The sequence below is a fragment of the Azospirillum sp. B21 genome, from assembly GCF_008364825.1.
Taxonomy (GTDB): Bacteria; Pseudomonadota; Alphaproteobacteria; order Azospirillales; family Azospirillaceae; genus Azospirillum.
Window position 1 is genome coordinate 148,235 of the sequence record NZ_VTTO01000007.1, and the last position, 15,471, is coordinate 163,705.

The following is a 15,471-nucleotide window of genomic DNA, read 5'->3' on the forward strand; positions in this document are numbered from 1 at the left end:
GGACGCGACCGGCGCGTCCCCCATGCACGAAGCGCCGGCGCGTCAGCGCGCCAGAGCCAGCGCCTCGTCGGCCTTCTTGCGGGCGGCGGCGTAGTTCTCCTTGGCGAAGGCGGCCCACTTCTGTTCGACCTGCGCCTGGCGTTCCGGCACCGTGTCCTTGGCCGACTTGCGTTCTACCGTGAAGGCGCCGGCCAGCTGCGGGTCGGCGGCCTGCTCCGCCGTCACCGGCATGGCGGCGACGAGGTCGCGCGCTTCGGCCAGCAGGGCCTTTGCCTTGTCGTTCGGCTTCTTGGCGAGCGCCGCCTCGGCCTTGTAAATGGCCTGCGTCGCCGCCTTGAGGTCATCGAGCTGGAAGGTGATGAGCTGGTCGAACAGCGCGTCCACCACGTTGTAGCGGGCCTGCGAGACATTGACGTCGAAGTTCACCTGGGAGCCCAGCGAGCTGTCCTTGAACGGGTTGGGATAGCCGGCGGGCGCCTTCTCGTAGGTGACCGGGTTGACCGGCAGGCGGCGGATCGCCGGCTCCAGCAGGACCTCCTGTCCCTTCGGCGACAGCAGGAAATCGACGAAGCCCTCGGCAGCGGCCTTGTTGGGCGCGTTCTTCACGACGCCGACATTGGCCGGGACGATGGTGGTGATGGTGGGATAGGCGAACTCCACCGGGAAGCCCGATGCCTGCGACGACAACGCAAAGAAATCGATGACGATGCCGACGCCGAAGGCGCCCGAATTCACCCCGTCCGGCACGCCGAAGCTGCGTTCGGTGATGGTGCGGTAATTGCCGGCCATCTCCTTGTTGGTGCGCCAGCCCTTTTCCCATCCCTCGCCCTGGAGGATCGTTTCGATGGTCAGGTGCGTCGTGCCGGAGCGCGACGGGGCGGAGATCGCGACGTGATCGAAATAGACCGGCTTGGTCAGGTCGGCCCATTCCTTGGGGACCGGCAGGTCGTTGGCCTTCATGTAGCGGCTGTTCCACATGATGCCGTAGCCGGACGCGGCGAAGCCGGCGTACATCCCCTCGGGATCGTTGACCGGATAGGCCCCGACCTTGGCCGGGATGCCCTCCACCTTGGGCTTGTAGGGCTGCAGCAGCCCGGCGCCCTTCAGCACCTCGAAGGCGTCGGGGGCCGAGGCCCAGAACAGGTCGACGCCGTTGTTGGACGCGGTTTCCTGGAGATACTTGACGCCCGCATTGGTGTTGCGGTTCAGGATCTCGACCGTGACCTTGGGGTTGGCCTTCTGGTAGGCCTGCTGGAAGGCGGTCGTCATGTCCTTCGGGAAGGAGGTGACGATGACCAGCTTTCCGCTGGCATCCTGCGCGAAGGCGGTGGTGCCGGAAAGAAGCAGGACGGCCAGGGCGGCGGCGGCATTGCGCAGGGTGCGCGTGGTGCGAAGCATGGGTGTTGTCCCTCCCTCTATGTTTTATGCTGTGGGTATCAGCAATCGGCATGCCAGACGGCGGGACCCTGAACCGTCCGGCTTTGCGCGACATCGATGGGTCAGGACGGGAACATCGCCCGGCATATGCGGGTAACGCAGGGAACATTCCCGCTGCTCAGCCCCTAAAAGACAGTGGCTTGACGGCATGAGAAGCCCTTCTCCCCTTGCGGGGCGGGATGAGGGGGATCCGCCGAAAGCGGAGAGGTTTGCCCCCTCACCCCAACCCCTCTCCCACAAGGGGAGAGGGGCTCTTCGGTAACCGAAAAGCGCTTCGTCACTCCTCCGTAAAATCGTCGCGGTTCAGGCCGTGGTGGCGCATCTTCAGGTACAGGGTCTTGCGGGTGATCCCCAGCCGCTCCGCCGTTTCGCCGACGCGGCCGCCGCAGCGGGCCAGCGCGTCCTCGATCAGCTGCTTCTCGACGCGGTCGAGTTGGTCGGCCAGCGGCTCGATCTCCGCCGTCCCGGCCATGGGGACGGAGGCGCCGACGGGCGCGAGGCCGTCGCCCAGCCCCAGCGCCACCCGTTCGGCGACGTTGCGCAATTCGCGAACGTTGCCGGGCCAGCCATGGGCGGCCAGCCGGGCCAGCATGGCGGGGTCGAGCGGCGGCACCGTCCGGCGCGACCGGGCAGCGGCGGCATCCAGGAAATGGCGGAACAGCAGCGCCACGTCCTCGCGCCGCTCCCGCAACGGGGGCAGCGGCACGGTGACGACGTTGAGGCGGTAATAGAGATCCTCGCGGAACTTCCCCTCCGCCGCCAGCCGCAGCAGGTCCACCTTGGTCGCCGCCACCACCCGCAGATCCAGCGGGATCGTCCGGTTGGCGCCGATGCGCTCGATCACCCGTTCCTGCAGCACGCGCAGCAGCTTGACCTGCAGATGCATCGGCATGCTTTCGATCTCGTCGAGGAACAGGGTGCCGGCGGCCGCATGTTCCAGCTTGCCGATGCGCCGTCCTTGCGCCCCGGTGAAGGCGCCCGGCTCGTGGCCGAACAGCTCGCTCTCGATGATGCTGTCGGGCATGGCGCCGCAGTTCAGCGCCACGAAATTGCCGGCGCGGCGCCGGCCGCCCTCGTGCAGGCTGCGGGCGACCAGTTCCTTGCCCGTGCCGGTCTCGCCGAACAGCAGCACGTCGACCTCGGCGTCGGCGAGGTTCGCGACGGTGGCGCGCAGGCGCTCGACGGCCGGGGAACGGCCGATGATCCGCCCCTCCGCACCGCCCTCGGCCAACTGCGCCCGCAGGCGCCGGTTTTCCAGAACCAGCCCGCGATGGTCCAGCGCACGCCGCACCACCTCGACCAGATGGTCGGGTTCGGCCGGTTTCTCGATGAAGTCGTAGGCGCCTTCGCGGACCGCCCGCATCGCCATGGCGATGTCGCCATGCCCGGTGACCAGCACCACCGGCACCTCCGCGTCGGCGGCGCGCACCAGTTCCAGCAGGGCGAACCCATCCATCCCCGGCATGCGCACATCGGTCACCACCACGCCGGGCCAGGAGGATCCGAGCCGGACCAGAGCCGCCGCCGGATCCGTCACGGCCTGGACCGAGAAGCCCTCCAGTTCCAGCGTCTGGCGGCTGGAGTCGAGCACTTCGGGATCGTCGTCAATCAGCAGGACGGTCATGGGCGGGCCTTCATCGGCATCTCAAGGGAGGCGGGTCAGGGTGAGGACGAAGGCGGTTCCGCCGGGGCCGCTTTCGGCCACCGACAGCACGCCGCCGAAGTCGCGGACGATGTTGTACGAGATCGACAGGCCGAGCCCCAACCCCGTCCCCACCGGTTTGGTGGTGAAGAAGGGATCGAAGATCTGCTCGACCGGATCGGCGGCGATGCCGGGGCCGCTGTCGCGCACCTCGATGCGGACGGCATCGCCCTCCTCCCCCTCCCCTTTCTCCACGGCCTCGGCACGGATCAGGATGCGGCGGACCGGCCTGCCGGCCACGGCGTCCAGCGCGTTGCTCAACAGGTTGACCAAAACCTGCTCCAGCCGCACCTCCTCGGCACGGACCCGCAGCGGCGCAGCGGCGTCGGACAGCTGCAGCTCCACCGCGACCGCCTCCTCGCGCAGGCGGTTGCCGAACAGGGACAAGGCGCCCTGGATCACCGCCTCCAACTCCACCGCGCCCAGACGGGCGTCCGGGCGCCGGGCGAAGCGCTTCAGGTGGTTGGTGATGTTCGCCATGCGGGCCGTCAGGTCGGCGATCTTGCCCAAATTGGCGCCCGCCTCCTCCACCCGGCCCAGCCCGATCAGCTTGCGGCCGTTGTGGGCGTAGGAGCGGATTGCGGCGAGCGGCTGGTTCAGCTCGTGCCCGACGCCGGCCGCCAGCTGGCCGAGCGCCGCCAGCTTGCCGGCCTGCACCAGCTCCGCCTGGGCTTCTCGCAGCTCCCGTTCGGTGCGCTGGTGCTCGGCGATGGCGCGCTCCAGCCGGTCGTTGGTGGCCTGCAGGTCGGTGGTGCGCTCCCGCACCGTGCGCTCCAGAAGGTGCTGGGCCTCCAGCCGTTCGGTCATGTCGGTCAGGGTGACGATGAATCGCTGCTGCTGGCGCCGCCAAAATGGGCGGACGCCGACCTGCACCGGCACCGCACCGCCGTCCGGACGGCGCCCGGTGGCCAGGATGGACAGGGTGGGCACGACGCCCTCTGCCCCGGCGGACACCTGGGCGAAGAACGCCGCGACGCGGCCGGCACCCTCGGCATCCAGGCGATCGGCGAGACGCGCAGCGGCGCCCTCTCCATTGCCTACCCCATCGGGCGGTGCGATCAGCGCGGCGGCGAGCGGGTTGACGAACTCGATCACTCCCTGCGCGTCGGTGATCGCCAGCCCGGCCTGGGCGTTGTCGATGATCGCCTGCGCATTCGCCTCCTCCACCGCGATGGCGGTATCGCGGAAGACCAGCAGTGCCGCCGCCATGTCCGACAGCTCGTCACGACCGCCCAGCGGGATCTCGGCCTTCAGGTCCCCGGCGGCGATGGCGCGGGCCGCATCGCCCAGCCGGGTCAGGCGGGAAATCAGGTTGCGGTTGACGTAGAGCCACGCCACCAGCACCGCCACCAGCAGGCTGACCACCGCGCTTGCCAGCAGGGCGGAGCGGCCGAACGCGACCGCCTGGGCGGAGCGCGCGGCGGCGGCGCGGGAATCGCGCTCGACCGCCTGGACCTGCCGGGAGATCAGCCCGTTCAGCCGGGCCACGATGTCGCGGTTCTCGGCCAGCAGGACCTGTCCGCGCGCGGCGGTTTCAAGCTCCTCGCGGCGCAACTTCGGCACGCTGCCGTCGGCCCCGCGCGCGAGCCCGAGAAGCTGGGCCACCACCTGCCCGAGCGACACGCCGTCAGGCCAATCGGCCAGCGCCGTGAGGTCCCGCTGCAGACGGTCGGCGGTCTCGTCGAGGAAGCCGGCGTTGTCGTCGAGCATCTCGGGCGTGGCCAGCGTCGCCGCCCGCGCGATCAGCCCGACCGCAAGGTTGCCGTTGGCACCGATCTGCAGCACCGCTTCGCTTCGCCGGTTTTCCTCCCTCAGGATGCGGACCGCATCGGCCGATGCCTTTCCACTTTCGACGGAGGACAGCGCGCTTTGGATGTTGAAGCGGGCGTCGGCGACAAGCGGGTCGATCTCGTCGAGGAAGTCGGCGTGCAGCCAGCGCAGCCGCTCGATGGCCTCCTGGTTGCGGCGGGCCAGCGCCAACCGCTGGCGCACCGTGCCGTCCAGCTCCGCCAGATTGCGGCCGAGCGCATCCACCACCGGGCGCAGGCCGGGAACGCCGCCTTCGATGGCGCCGGTCAGCGCCCGCAAGGTGGTCAGGCGGCGGCCCAGCGTGTCGCGGATCGCGTCCATCTCGGCCTCGGTCCGGCTACCGGCCAGGATGGGGGCGGTGGCGATGATGGCGCCGCCCTCCTCCGCCAGCTTGGCGGCGAGCCCCAGGGCCGGCAGGTGGCTTTCCGCGAACTCGTCCAGCGTGCCGCCCAGCCGGTCGTAGGACAGCCAGCCGAGCACACAGGCCGCCACCGACAGAACCGCCACCGCGACGAAGGCGAGGAACAGCCGGGCGCGGATGCCGAAGCGCACCAATTCCCGCCCGCTGCCCGATACGGACGGTTGCGCCAGCGCGCTCATTGCCAGCCCCCTTCGCCGGCTGCCACCCGCAGGATCACCAGCGCCCGTTCGGCCGCCGACAGCGCCGCATCGAGCTGTGCCGTGGAGAAGTTCCGCCACTCCGCCGCCAGTTCCTCCTGCCTTGCCGAGACCCGCATGCCGCGGGCCGGCCGCCGCAACGCCGCGGAGAAAGCGGGATCGACGGCCTCGACAGCGCCGACCGGAACTGCGGTGGCCGCCGCGCGGGCCGTGCGCAACAGGTCGCGGGCCACCGGATCGGGCGTGGCCGCCAGACGGTTCTCGCCCTCGTGGATCAACTGCCAGACACGGTTGAGCGTCTTCACGCGGAAGGTGATCAGCTCGTCGAACAGGAGGTTGACCAACTCGTAGCGGCGGCTGGACAAGGCCCGGTCGAAGAGGAAGAGGTCGTCGCCGGTTTCCCGGGCATAGGGGTTGGGATAGCCGGCGGGCGCGGCGGCGTAGGCGTCGGGACGGACCGGGAGCCGCCCGATGTCCGGCCGCAGCATCAGCGCCTGCCCGGTGGGCGACAGCAGGAAATCGATGAAGACGCCCGCTCCCGCCGGATTGGGCGCGCTGCGCAACACCGCCACGCTGGCCGGCAGGAACACGCTGTCGGCGGGATAGGCGAAGCGCAAGTCCTCTCCGTCCGATGCCTGGCCGGCTCCCTGGCCCAGGAAGTCGATCGCCAGCCCGATGCCGAAACGCCCCTTTCCGACGCCCTCCACCACGCCATAACTGCGCGCCGTCACCGTCGCGATGTTGCCGGCGATTTCCAGCCACATGGCCCACCCCCGCTCCCAGCCATGGAGTTGCAGAACGGTTTCCACCATCAGATGCATGGTGCCGGAGCGCGACGGCGCCGTGATGCCGAGATGGCGGACATAGGCGGGCTTGCGCAGATCCTCCCAGCTTCGCGGGGCGGCGATCCCGTGCCGGTCGAGATAGGACTGGTCCCAGATCAGCCCATAGCCCGACAACGCGAAGCCGAGATAGGTGCCGTCCGGATCGTCGATCGGCTGGTTGCCGACGGTCGCCGGGGCGCCGGTCGGGCGCGCGGCGACCGGCGCCAGCAGCCCGGCGCCCTTCAACACCTCGAAGGCGTCGGGGGCGGACGCCCAGAAGAGGTCGACGTCCTCCACCCGGTCCTGCAGCTGGGTGATTGCCGCCGTCGTCTTGGCGTTGATCACCCGGAGGCGCCGGTCGGGATGGGCCTGTTCGAACGCTTCCCGCACCGGCTCGTAGAAGCCGGCGGGAAAGGACGTCATGACGGTGACCGTTTCCGCCGGTTGCGGCAGCTTGCCCGCCCCTGCCGCCGCCGAGTCCGGCAGCAGCAGGCAGACGGCCATCAGCGCCGGCACCCACCGCCCACCGCTGCGCGAATTCCGTTTCATGCCGCTTCCATCATCACCCGCCTTCACGCCACCCTATACCCCGCTCCGGCGACCGGTCGGTTCCCGATCCGGCGGACAGCTTGCACGGGACCGGACCCTTTTGATAGCCGCCACGGCATCGGTCTTCCCAGCCCCAGCGTGTTGCGCGCTACGCACAGCCCTGACCTGTGAAAACGTCAATCAAACTTGACGTTGTCCGCAATTCATTCGTACACGTCGCATCACAAGACTGTGAGAGGGAAGAAATGTCGGGTAAAGGGAAAATTTCGCTCAAGCAGGTGCTTATTTTCGGCGCCTGCATGACCTTGCCGATGCAGGCCGGCGCGGCCTCGCCGTCCACGGATACGCTCGCGGCGAAGCACTCGTCTGCGAATTACAAGGAATTCGTCGAGCTTCTGGCGCTTCCCAACGACGCTGTTGTTCCCGCTGACATTCAGAAGAACGTCGCTTGGCTGGAGCAGGCGTTCCAGAAGCGGGGCTTCCAGACGCGCCAGCTGCCGAACGACGGCAAGCCGATGCTGTATGCGGAACTGCCCGGCGCCGATCCCGCCAAGAAGACCATCCTGTTCTACGCGCATCTGGACGGCCAGTCGGTCACGCCGCAGCAGTGGAAGCAGAAAAGCCCCTGGGACGCGACGCTGAAGCAGAAGACCGACAAGGGCGAGTGGGAAACGATCCCGCTGGAGAAGCTCTACGGCGAGCAGGTCGATCCGGACTGGCGGTTGTTCGCGCGCTCGTCGTCGGACGACAAGGGGCCGATCATGATGCTGCTGACGGCCATCGACGCCCTGAAAGGCACGGGCAAGACGCCCAGCGTCAACGTCAAGGTCATCCTGGATTCCGAAGAGGAAAAAGGATCGCCGACCCTGGGCGAGGTCATCCGGCAGAACGCCGACCTGCTGAAGAGCGACGCGCTGCTGGTGCTGGACGGCCCCATGCACCAGAGCAACAGGCCGACGCTGGTCTTCGGCAACCGCGGCATCGCCCAGGCGACCCTGACCGTCTTCGGTGCCAAGCAGGGCCTGCACAGCGGCCATTTCGGCAACTACGCGGCCAACCCGGCGATGCGGCTGGCGCAGCTGCTGGCGTCCATGAAGGACGAAACCGGGCGCGTGACCATTCCCGGCTACTACGACTCCGTGAAGATCGACGCCGCCGCGGAGAAGATCATGGCCGCCGTCCCCGACGACGAGGCCGCGCTGCGCAAGCGCCTGGGCATCGCCGAGGCCGAGAAGGTCGGCAAGAACTACCAGGAGGCGCTGCAGTACCCGTCGCTCAACATCCGCGGCATCGCCGCCGCCGACGTGGGCGCCAAGGCCCGCACGATCATCCCGGAAGCCGCCGTGGCCGAACTCGACCTGCGCACGGTTCCGGAAACCCCGCCGGAACAGCTGATCGGCATGCTGAAGAAGCACATCGAGGCGCAGGGCTATCATCTGGTCCAGGGCACCCCGACGGACGAGGAGCGGGCGAAGCACGACAAGCTCGCCTCCCTGGATTCGGAGAAGGTCTCCGCCTCCAGCTCCGCGGCGCGGACCGATATGCAATCGCCGGTCGGCGAGTGGCTGTACCGCTCCTACAAGGCGACCTACGGCGAAGAGCCGGTGCGCATCCGCATGATGGGCGGCACGGTGCCCACCGGTTCGGCGGTCGAGGCGCTGAAGGTGCCCTTCGTCATCGTGCCCCTGGTGAATGCCGACAACAACCAACACAGCTTCGACGAAAACCTGCGCATCGGCAATTTCGTATCGGGCGTGAAGGGGCTGATCGGAGTTCTCCAGCAGCCGTTCTGAGGCTGGACCGGCGCCGGTTCCGGTGACGGCGGGCGGGTGCGGGGGCTCAGAGACCGCCCATCACCAGCCCGCCATCCACCGTCAGCGTCTGGCCGGTCACGAAGCGGCTCCAGTCGGAGGCGAGGAACAGCACCGGCCCGGCGACATCCTTCGGCGCCGCGATGCGGCCCAGCGGCGTCAGGGCGGTGATGCGGTCCTTCACCGGTTCCGGGGTCGACCGGCTGGCATCGGTGGGATAGACCAGACCCGGCGCCACGCAGTTGACGCGGATGCCGAACGGTCCCAGTTCCGCCGCCAGGGTGCGGCTGAAGCCGATCAACGCCGCCTTGGCGGTGGTGTAGTCGTGGTAGGGCACGGTCGGCCGCGCCACGAGGTCGGTTGCCATGTTGACGATGCTGCCCCCGCCCCGGCGCCGCAGTGCCGGCAGCACCGCCCGGCAGACGGCGTGGGTGCTTTTCAGCGCCCCGTCGATCTGGGTCTGGTAATCGTCCCACTCGGTTTCCCAGAACAGCCGCCGCCGGTCGGGGTCGAAGACATAGGGCGCGAAGGCGTTGTTGACGACGACGTCCAACCCGCCGAACTCCGCCACCACCGTCTCCACCATCCCGGCGACCGCCGCCGCGTCGGTCACGTCGGCGCGCAGCGGCAGCCCGTCGCCGCCCAGCGCCCGGCACTTCGCCGCCACCGCTTCCGCCGCCTGCTGGTTGCGCAGGTAGTTGACCACCACCATGGCCCCTTCGGCGGCGAAGGCGCGGGCGATGGCGGCGCCGATGCCGCGCCCGGCGCCGGTGACGAGGATGGCCTTGCCCTGGAAATCCATGACGGTCCCGTTACTGCTTGGGTGGGATCAGGTCGGTGCGCACCACCGCACCCATGTCGAGCGGGCGGGCGATCAGCCCCAGCTGGTGAAAGGTGTCGGCGCCCTTCTGCATCACGCCGGGATCGAAGGCGCCCAGCCCCTCACGCTCCGTCGTCTCCGAGACGCTGGAGGCGTTGCGCAGCTTGATGATGCCCAGGTTGACCGCCTCGTCCGACCCGTTGATGGCGCGGGTGACGGCGATGCGGGCCGCTTCCTCCGGATTGGCGATCATCCAGGCGGCGCTGTCGCGATAGGCGGCGAGGAAGCGGGTGAGCAGCGGCTTCTTGTTGCGGTAGGTCTCCTCGGTCACGACGAAGATGTCGCTCGGCAGGTTCAGGCTGTCGCGCACCTCGATCACAGTCACCTCGGGCAGCCCCTTCAGCCGCGCGACGTAGAGGCCGGTGTCGGTCGCCGCCGTGGCGTCCACTTGCCCCTGGATCACCGGGGCGAAGTTCAAGAGCCCGGTGACCTCGATGGTCACGTCCTTCTCGCTCAAGCCGACCTGATGCAGCAGGACGGCCAGATTCTGGCGGGTGCCGCTCGACAGGCTGTAGACGCCGACGCGCTTGCCCTTCAGGTCGGCGGGCTTGACGATACCGTTGGCCTTGGGCGACACCACGTTGAAGACGTTCTGCGGGTAGATGTTGTAGATGGCGACCAGCTTCTCGCCCTTGTCCAGCGCCAGATAGAGGGCAGCAGGATCGGTGAAGGCGATGTCAGCCTTGCCCGTCAGCATGGTCTGGATCGCCGACCCGCCGCCGGTGCCGGGCACATAGTCGAGCGCGATGCCCTTGGCCTTGAAGAAGCCCTTGTCGGGTTCGGCCAGCAGGTTGGTGATCTCGCTGATCGGCTGGCTCCAGCCCGCCACCGTCACCTTGTCCAAAGCCTGGGCGAAAGCGCCGGACATGCCGCCCAGCAGCAGCGCCCCGACAAGGGCGGTCGCTCCCGCCGCACGAGAATACAGACCCATTTCCCTGCTATCCTTTCGCCTGTCGAGACAACAGCCACCGCTCGATCAGCAGCGTGGCCTGATACACCAGCATGCCCAGCGCGGTGATGACCGCGAACAGAGCGAACATCAGCGGGGTGTCCATCATCCCCTGCGCCGCGATGATCGAGGCGCCCAGCCCCTGGCGCCCGCCGATGAACTCCCCCACCACGGCACCAACCAGTGCCAGCACCACCGCCACCCGCAGCCCGGCCAGGATCACCGGCAGGCCCGAAGGGATCTTCAGCCGCGTCAGGGTGCGCCAGCGCCCGGCGCGCAGCATGCGGAACAGCTCCCGCTTGGCCGGATCGACGCGGTCGAGGCCCGTCAGCGTGTTCTCCAGCAGCGGGAAGAAGCAGATCAGCGCGGTGATGGCGACGGTGGAGGTCATGCCGAAGCCGAACCACAGGATGAACAGCGGCGCCAGCGCCAGCTTCGGCACCACCTGGCTGGCGATGACGTAGGGGTAGAGCAGGCGGCGCAGTCCCGCGACCTCCGCCAGCGCCACCCCGGCGACGAAGCCGACGAGACAGCCGATACCGAGCCCCAGCGCCATCTCCGCCGCGGTCACCGCCAGATGCGGCAGAAGCCGCCCGCTCGCCAGACCGCTCCACAGCGCCGCCCCCACGGCGGAGGGCGGCGGCAGCACCAGCGCCGGAATCCCCGACCAGCGGCAATAGCCCTCCCACCCCGCCAGGAGCAGCAGCGGCAGCAGGATCGCGGCGATGCGGGTCGTCATTCCGCCGCCTCCGCCCGCCGCAACCCGGTCGCGCCGTCCATGGCATGGCGAAGCTCACGGCACAGCGCGTTGAATCGCGGGTCGTAGCGCAAATCGCGCGGGCGCGGGCGCGGCAGGTCGATGGAAAGGCTGTGGCGAAGCTGCCCATCCGCCATCACCGCCACGCGATCGCCCAGATAGACCGCCTCGGCGATGTCGTGGGTGACGAACAGCGCGGTGGTGCCACGCTGCGCACACAGCCGCAGCAGATCCTCCTGCAACTCCTCGCGCGTCAGGGCGTCCAGCGCGGCGAAGGGCTCGTCGAGCAGGAGCAGCGCCGGATCGGCGATCAGCGCGCGGGCCAGCGCCACCCGGCTCTGCTGGCCGCCCGACAGCGCCCTCGGTCCGCGGTCCGCCAACCCCGCCAGCCCGACCAGTTCCAGCAGGTCGAGCGCGCGGGCGCGGTCGTCGGCGGTGGCGCGGCGGTGCAGCGTCACCGGCAGCAGCACATTGTCGAGCACCGTCAGCCATTCCAGCAGCGTCGGCGCCTGGAAGACGAAACCCACCGCATCGCCCGGCCCGCACACCGCCGCGCCGTCCAGCCGCACCCGCCCGGTGGCGGGGGTGAACAGCCCGGCGGCCAGCTTCAGCAGCGTGGTCTTGCCGCAGCCGCTGCGCCCCAGCAGGCAGTGGATGGCGCCGCGGCCGACCGCCCAGTCGACACCGTCGACGATGGCGGCACCGCTGTAATCGAAGCGCACGTTCTCGAAAGACAGGAAGGCCGGCGGGTCAGTCGGCATAGCGGGCCAGCCCCTCCGCCAGCGCTTCCGCCGACCGTTCGATCTCCGTCACCGTCACCAGATCCAGCAGGTTGAACCGGCCGTCATGGTGCCAGCCCGCCTCCGGCGCGGTCATGCTGCCGAGCGCGCAGAGCCGCGTCACCCCAGCCGCCCCAAGCGGCCCGGCCAGCCTGAACAACTCCTCCGGCGGCGCGGCGATGCCGGCGGTCTGCAGCACGGCACGGTGCGGGGCGACGCGGCCCGCCACCTCCGCCAGATCGTCCACCGCGACCACGGAAATCGTCCGGTTCAGCGCGGTCGGCGCCAACCCGTCCGGCGCGTCGATGCAGGACACGCACCAGCCGCCCGCCGGGTCCGACAGCAGCAGATGGCCGGACCCGTCCAGGCCGCGCATCGCCTGCCCGTCGCGCCAGCCGGCAACCTCCCCGGCCTCCGCCATCGACAGGACACGGCGCGGGTGCTTGCGGGCCTGCACCGCCAGTTCATGGGCGAGCATGGCGGCGAAGTCCTGTGGCGACAGCCGGCCGCCGCGCTCGACGAACAGGGTCTGCGGCGAATAGCAGCCCTGCTGGTCGTAGCGGGCGATGTCGTGGGCGGCCAGCCGCGCCGTCTCCCCCGACCGACGCGGGTCCAGCGCGGCGCGCGACACCAGCGCAAAGCTGATCTTGTGGCCGTAGGGCAGGAAGCGGGTGGTCACCGGCACCCGGTCGCGGATCGCCGCCAGCGCCGCGTTGCCGCCATAGGCGACCACCGTGTCGGCCTGGGCCAGCCATGCCCGCTCCGCCGCCGCATCGCCGCCCTTCCACCACACCACGGCCAGACACTCGCCCAGCCTGGGGTCGATCTCCGCCAGCAATTGCGCGAACCAGCCCGCGAACAGCGGCTCGGCGCTGGGCAGCTTGCCGACCGTCCCGGACTTCACCAGCAGGCCGGAGATCAGGCTCCACAGGGGCAGCCCCGGCACATTGCCCGCCCAGACATGCAGCAGCAAATCGGGGCCGAAGGCGCGGGTGAAGCCGCCCTTGGGCGCCGGCTGGAACTCGTCCAGCACCAGCGGGTTGGCGAAATCTTCGGCCAGGAAGCGGCGCAGCTCGTGGGCGCGGAAGGTCTTCAGGTAGCCGGTCAGCCCCAGCCGCACCATCTCGGGATCGTAGCCGGTGACGACGGGCAGCAGCCGCTCCGCCTTGCGGCGCCATGGGTCCTCGCGGTCGAGCAGCCGTTGGATCGCGGCGTCGATCACCGCCACGATATGCGCCGTCGGCAGCGTCTTCAGATAGCCGCGCGCCGCCGCCCGCACCGTCGCGGCGACCCGCTCCACCTGTTCGGCGTCCAGCACCGGCACCGCCACGCGCAGCGCCGCAGCGCCCGACCCGAAGGTCAGCACGCGCCGCTCCACCGTATCCGGCGGCAGGCCAGGCAGATGGCCGGCCAGTTCAATGACGGACGGATCGTCGCCGAAGGCCAAGGCCGCGCTCCCGCTCAACCGCGCGCGGCGGCGAGGAAATCCTCCACCGCCAGAGAGCAGCCCTTGGCCTGCGCCCCGGCTACGCGGCCCAGCAGGCGGAAGCCGCCCTCCTCCAGGATGCCGGCGTCCTCCGTCAGGATGGCGGCGACGGAATTGACGTGGGCGAGATCGTGGTGAACCAGCACGCCCATGCTGCCGGCCTGCACGTCCCGGCCGGACAAGGGATCGACGACGCGGCTGCGGATCCAATGCGGGCCGGATTTCAGCGACGGGCAGACCGCATTGCCGTCGTCGTAGAATTGGGTGCTCAGCTCCGTCATGCCGTACATGTTGATGCAGCGCTCGCGCGGCACGCCGAAGAAGGCGGCAAGCTGCCCGTAGAACTCGTCCGGTTCCAGTTCCCGCGACTGGCCCTTGAAGCCGCCGGTGTCGAGGATGCGGCTCCCCTCCGGCAGGGCGAAGCGGCGCCCGTCGCGCGCCATGGCGTCCATCAGATGCACGAAGCCATAGCTGGCGCCCAGCAGGGCGAAGGGTTGCCCCGACCGTTCGGCGGCGTCCAGCCGGTCATAGAGCCCGGCGATGTCGATGCCCGCCTCGCCAATCCAATGGCGGCTGTCCGGCGTGCCGCACTCCGCCCGCGCCAGCTCCAGGTAATGGGCGAGCGAGGAGTTCGGCATCGCCGTCTCGGTCGGGAACAGGATGCCCATCGCCATCCGCTCCGCGCCCGCCTCTGCCATGAAGCGGCGGCGGAAGTTGAGCAGCATGGAGCGGTCGTAGACAGCCAGGGTCGTGTGGTGGATCTGGCCGCGGATGCCGCCCTTGGTCGTGCCGCTGGTCATGAAGATGCGGGCGGACTCCTCCGCCGGGCGACAGCTGAGCGTCAGGTCCTTGAAGGCGTTGATCGGCACCGCCGGGATGTTGCGCCAGCTCTTCACCCCGCGCGGCGTCCGGCCGCGCTGCATGGCGAAGCGGCGATAGGGCTGGTTGTGCTCGAACTGGTGGGCGAAGACGGCCAGCGCCAGGGCGTTGAAGGCCTCGTCGGCCGCCGCCCCGGTTCCGATATCGGCCTCCATGAAGGCCAGGACCCTGTCGTAGATCGCGCTCACGGCCACACTCCCCGCCCGGTTTTCTCCAAGCGGCACCGACCGATGGAGCAACAAACGAATCCGGGATGAGCCTGTGGAGTATGGATCTGCGCGTCGGCCGCGAAGGCCTTCTCGTCCCGCATCCCTACGCCGGCATGACCCGGATCAGGTTCGAAGGGTTGCCGCGTCGCCCGGACGCGAAGGACCGGGCCGGCGGGTGTCTCAGCCTCCTTGACGAGGCTCCCCTGGGAACGGGACGGAGCCTAGAAGACCATCGCGCCGTCTGTCAACGGCGGGGATGCCGGCTTTGCGGACGGTGGAAACGGCGGCGCATTGATGATTTCCGCTCTCCGCCCTGTTGTACCGCTGCCGCCCTATGCTGCAGCACTTCCGATATCGGCTGGGGTGGATCGCCCCTCTCTTCAAGGAGACGCAGATGACCGTTCGCAAATTCGCCATGACGGACGTATCGCTTGAGCGCACCCCCGGACAGGAGGCCGATGTGTTCGTCGGCAACGCGGTCGACCAGCGCCATGGCGGACCTGTCACCATCGGCTACGGCCGCTACGAACCCAACCAGAGCATCGACGAGGCGATTGCCGTCGACGACGTGATGGTGGTGCTGGAAGGGCGGGTCTCGGTCGCCTCCGATGCCGGCACGGTCACCGCCGGGCCGGGCGAGATCATCTACATGCCCAAGGGTTCAAACGTCACCATCCGCTCGCACGAACAGGGCGCCCTCACCGCCTACGTCACCTATCCGCACTGGCAGGAGGCTTAAGCAGGCGCCGATCGACAAAAGCAGGAAGAGTGTGGAGCGGCTC

The 15,471-nt window shown here is 69.3% G+C and carries 12 protein-coding genes and 1 riboswitch; of the genes, 2 read left to right on the forward strand and 10 right to left on the reverse strand.

The genetic code is table 11. The features are described from left to right. Positions 1–42: 42 nt before the first annotated feature. From FZ983_RS18400 to FZ983_RS18415, 4 genes are all read right to left on the reverse strand, one after another. Positions 43–1,398: an extracellular solute-binding protein gene (locus FZ983_RS18400; protein WP_149224974.1), complete on the reverse strand. Its 1,356-nt coding sequence runs from the start codon at positions 1,396–1,398 to the stop codon at positions 43–45. 316 nt (positions 1,399–1,714) lie between these two features. After that, positions 1,715–3,061, reverse strand: a complete 1,347-nt coding sequence (locus FZ983_RS18405) for a sigma-54 dependent transcriptional regulator (protein WP_149224975.1) — start codon at positions 3,059–3,061, stop codon at positions 1,715–1,717. 21 nt (positions 3,062–3,082) lie between these two features. Further along, positions 3,083–5,548 carry an ATP-binding protein gene (locus FZ983_RS18410; RefSeq protein ID WP_149224976.1) on the reverse strand — a complete coding sequence of 822 codons (2,466 nt, stop codon included), beginning with the start codon at positions 5,546–5,548 and terminating at the stop codon, positions 3,083–3,085. After that, positions 5,545–6,939: an extracellular solute-binding protein gene (locus FZ983_RS18415; protein WP_247883815.1), complete on the reverse strand. Its 1,395-nt coding sequence runs from the start codon at positions 6,937–6,939 to the stop codon at positions 5,545–5,547. The genes FZ983_RS18410 and FZ983_RS18415 overlap by 4 nt, the downstream gene beginning before the upstream one ends. A gap of 299 nt (positions 6,940–7,238) precedes the next feature. Between FZ983_RS18415 and FZ983_RS18420 the strand changes: the two genes are divergently transcribed. Then, positions 7,239–8,732 carry a M20/M25/M40 family metallo-hydrolase gene (locus FZ983_RS18420; RefSeq protein WP_211102942.1) on the forward strand — a complete coding sequence of 498 codons (1,494 nt, stop codon included), beginning with the start codon at positions 7,239–7,241 and terminating at the stop codon, positions 8,730–8,732. 46 nt (positions 8,733–8,778) lie between these two features. Here the strand turns inward: FZ983_RS18420 and FZ983_RS18425 are convergent, their stop codons facing one another. The 6 genes from FZ983_RS18425 to FZ983_RS18450 are packed head-to-tail and all read right to left on the reverse strand — an operon-like array spanning position 8,779 to position 14,668. Next, on the reverse strand, positions 8,779–9,552 hold the full coding sequence (locus FZ983_RS18425) for a 3-oxoacyl-ACP reductase (protein WP_149224978.1): 774 nt from the start codon (positions 9,550–9,552) through the stop codon (positions 8,779–8,781). Positions 9,553–9,562: 10 nt separating this feature from the next. Further along, positions 9,563–10,561, reverse strand: a complete 999-nt coding sequence (locus tag FZ983_RS18430; RefSeq protein WP_149224979.1) for an ABC transporter substrate-binding protein — start codon at positions 10,559–10,561, stop codon at positions 9,563–9,565. 7 nt (positions 10,562–10,568) lie between these two features. After that, a complete protein-coding gene (locus tag FZ983_RS18435; RefSeq protein WP_149224980.1) occupies positions 10,569–11,318 on the reverse strand; it encodes an ABC transporter permease in 750 nt (249 codons plus the stop codon). Next, positions 11,315–12,097: an ABC transporter ATP-binding protein gene (locus FZ983_RS18440; protein ID WP_149224981.1), complete on the reverse strand. Its 783-nt coding sequence runs from the start codon at positions 12,095–12,097 to the stop codon at positions 11,315–11,317. The genes FZ983_RS18435 and FZ983_RS18440 overlap by 4 nt, the downstream gene beginning before the upstream one ends. Continuing rightward, positions 12,087–13,562, reverse strand: a complete 1,476-nt coding sequence (locus tag FZ983_RS18445) for an acyl-CoA reductase (RefSeq protein WP_247883816.1) — start codon at positions 13,560–13,562, stop codon at positions 12,087–12,089. Before FZ983_RS18445 ends, FZ983_RS18440 begins: the two co-directional genes overlap by 11 nt. A gap of 14 nt (positions 13,563–13,576) precedes the next feature. Beyond that, positions 13,577–14,668 (reverse strand): long-chain fatty acid--CoA ligase, encoded by a 1,092-nt coding sequence (locus FZ983_RS18450; RefSeq protein WP_247883817.1) that lies wholly within the window; start codon positions 14,666–14,668, stop codon positions 13,577–13,579. 103 nt (positions 14,669–14,771) lie between these two features. Next, positions 14,772–14,904, reverse strand: a riboswitch (TPP riboswitch). 179 nt (positions 14,905–15,083) lie between these two features. Here FZ983_RS18450 and FZ983_RS18455 point away from each other — a divergent pair. Beyond that, complete coding sequence (locus FZ983_RS18455) at positions 15,084–15,428, forward strand: AraC family ligand binding domain-containing protein (protein WP_149224983.1); 345 nt, start codon at positions 15,084–15,086, stop codon at positions 15,426–15,428. Positions 15,429–15,471: the final 43 nt, after the last annotated feature.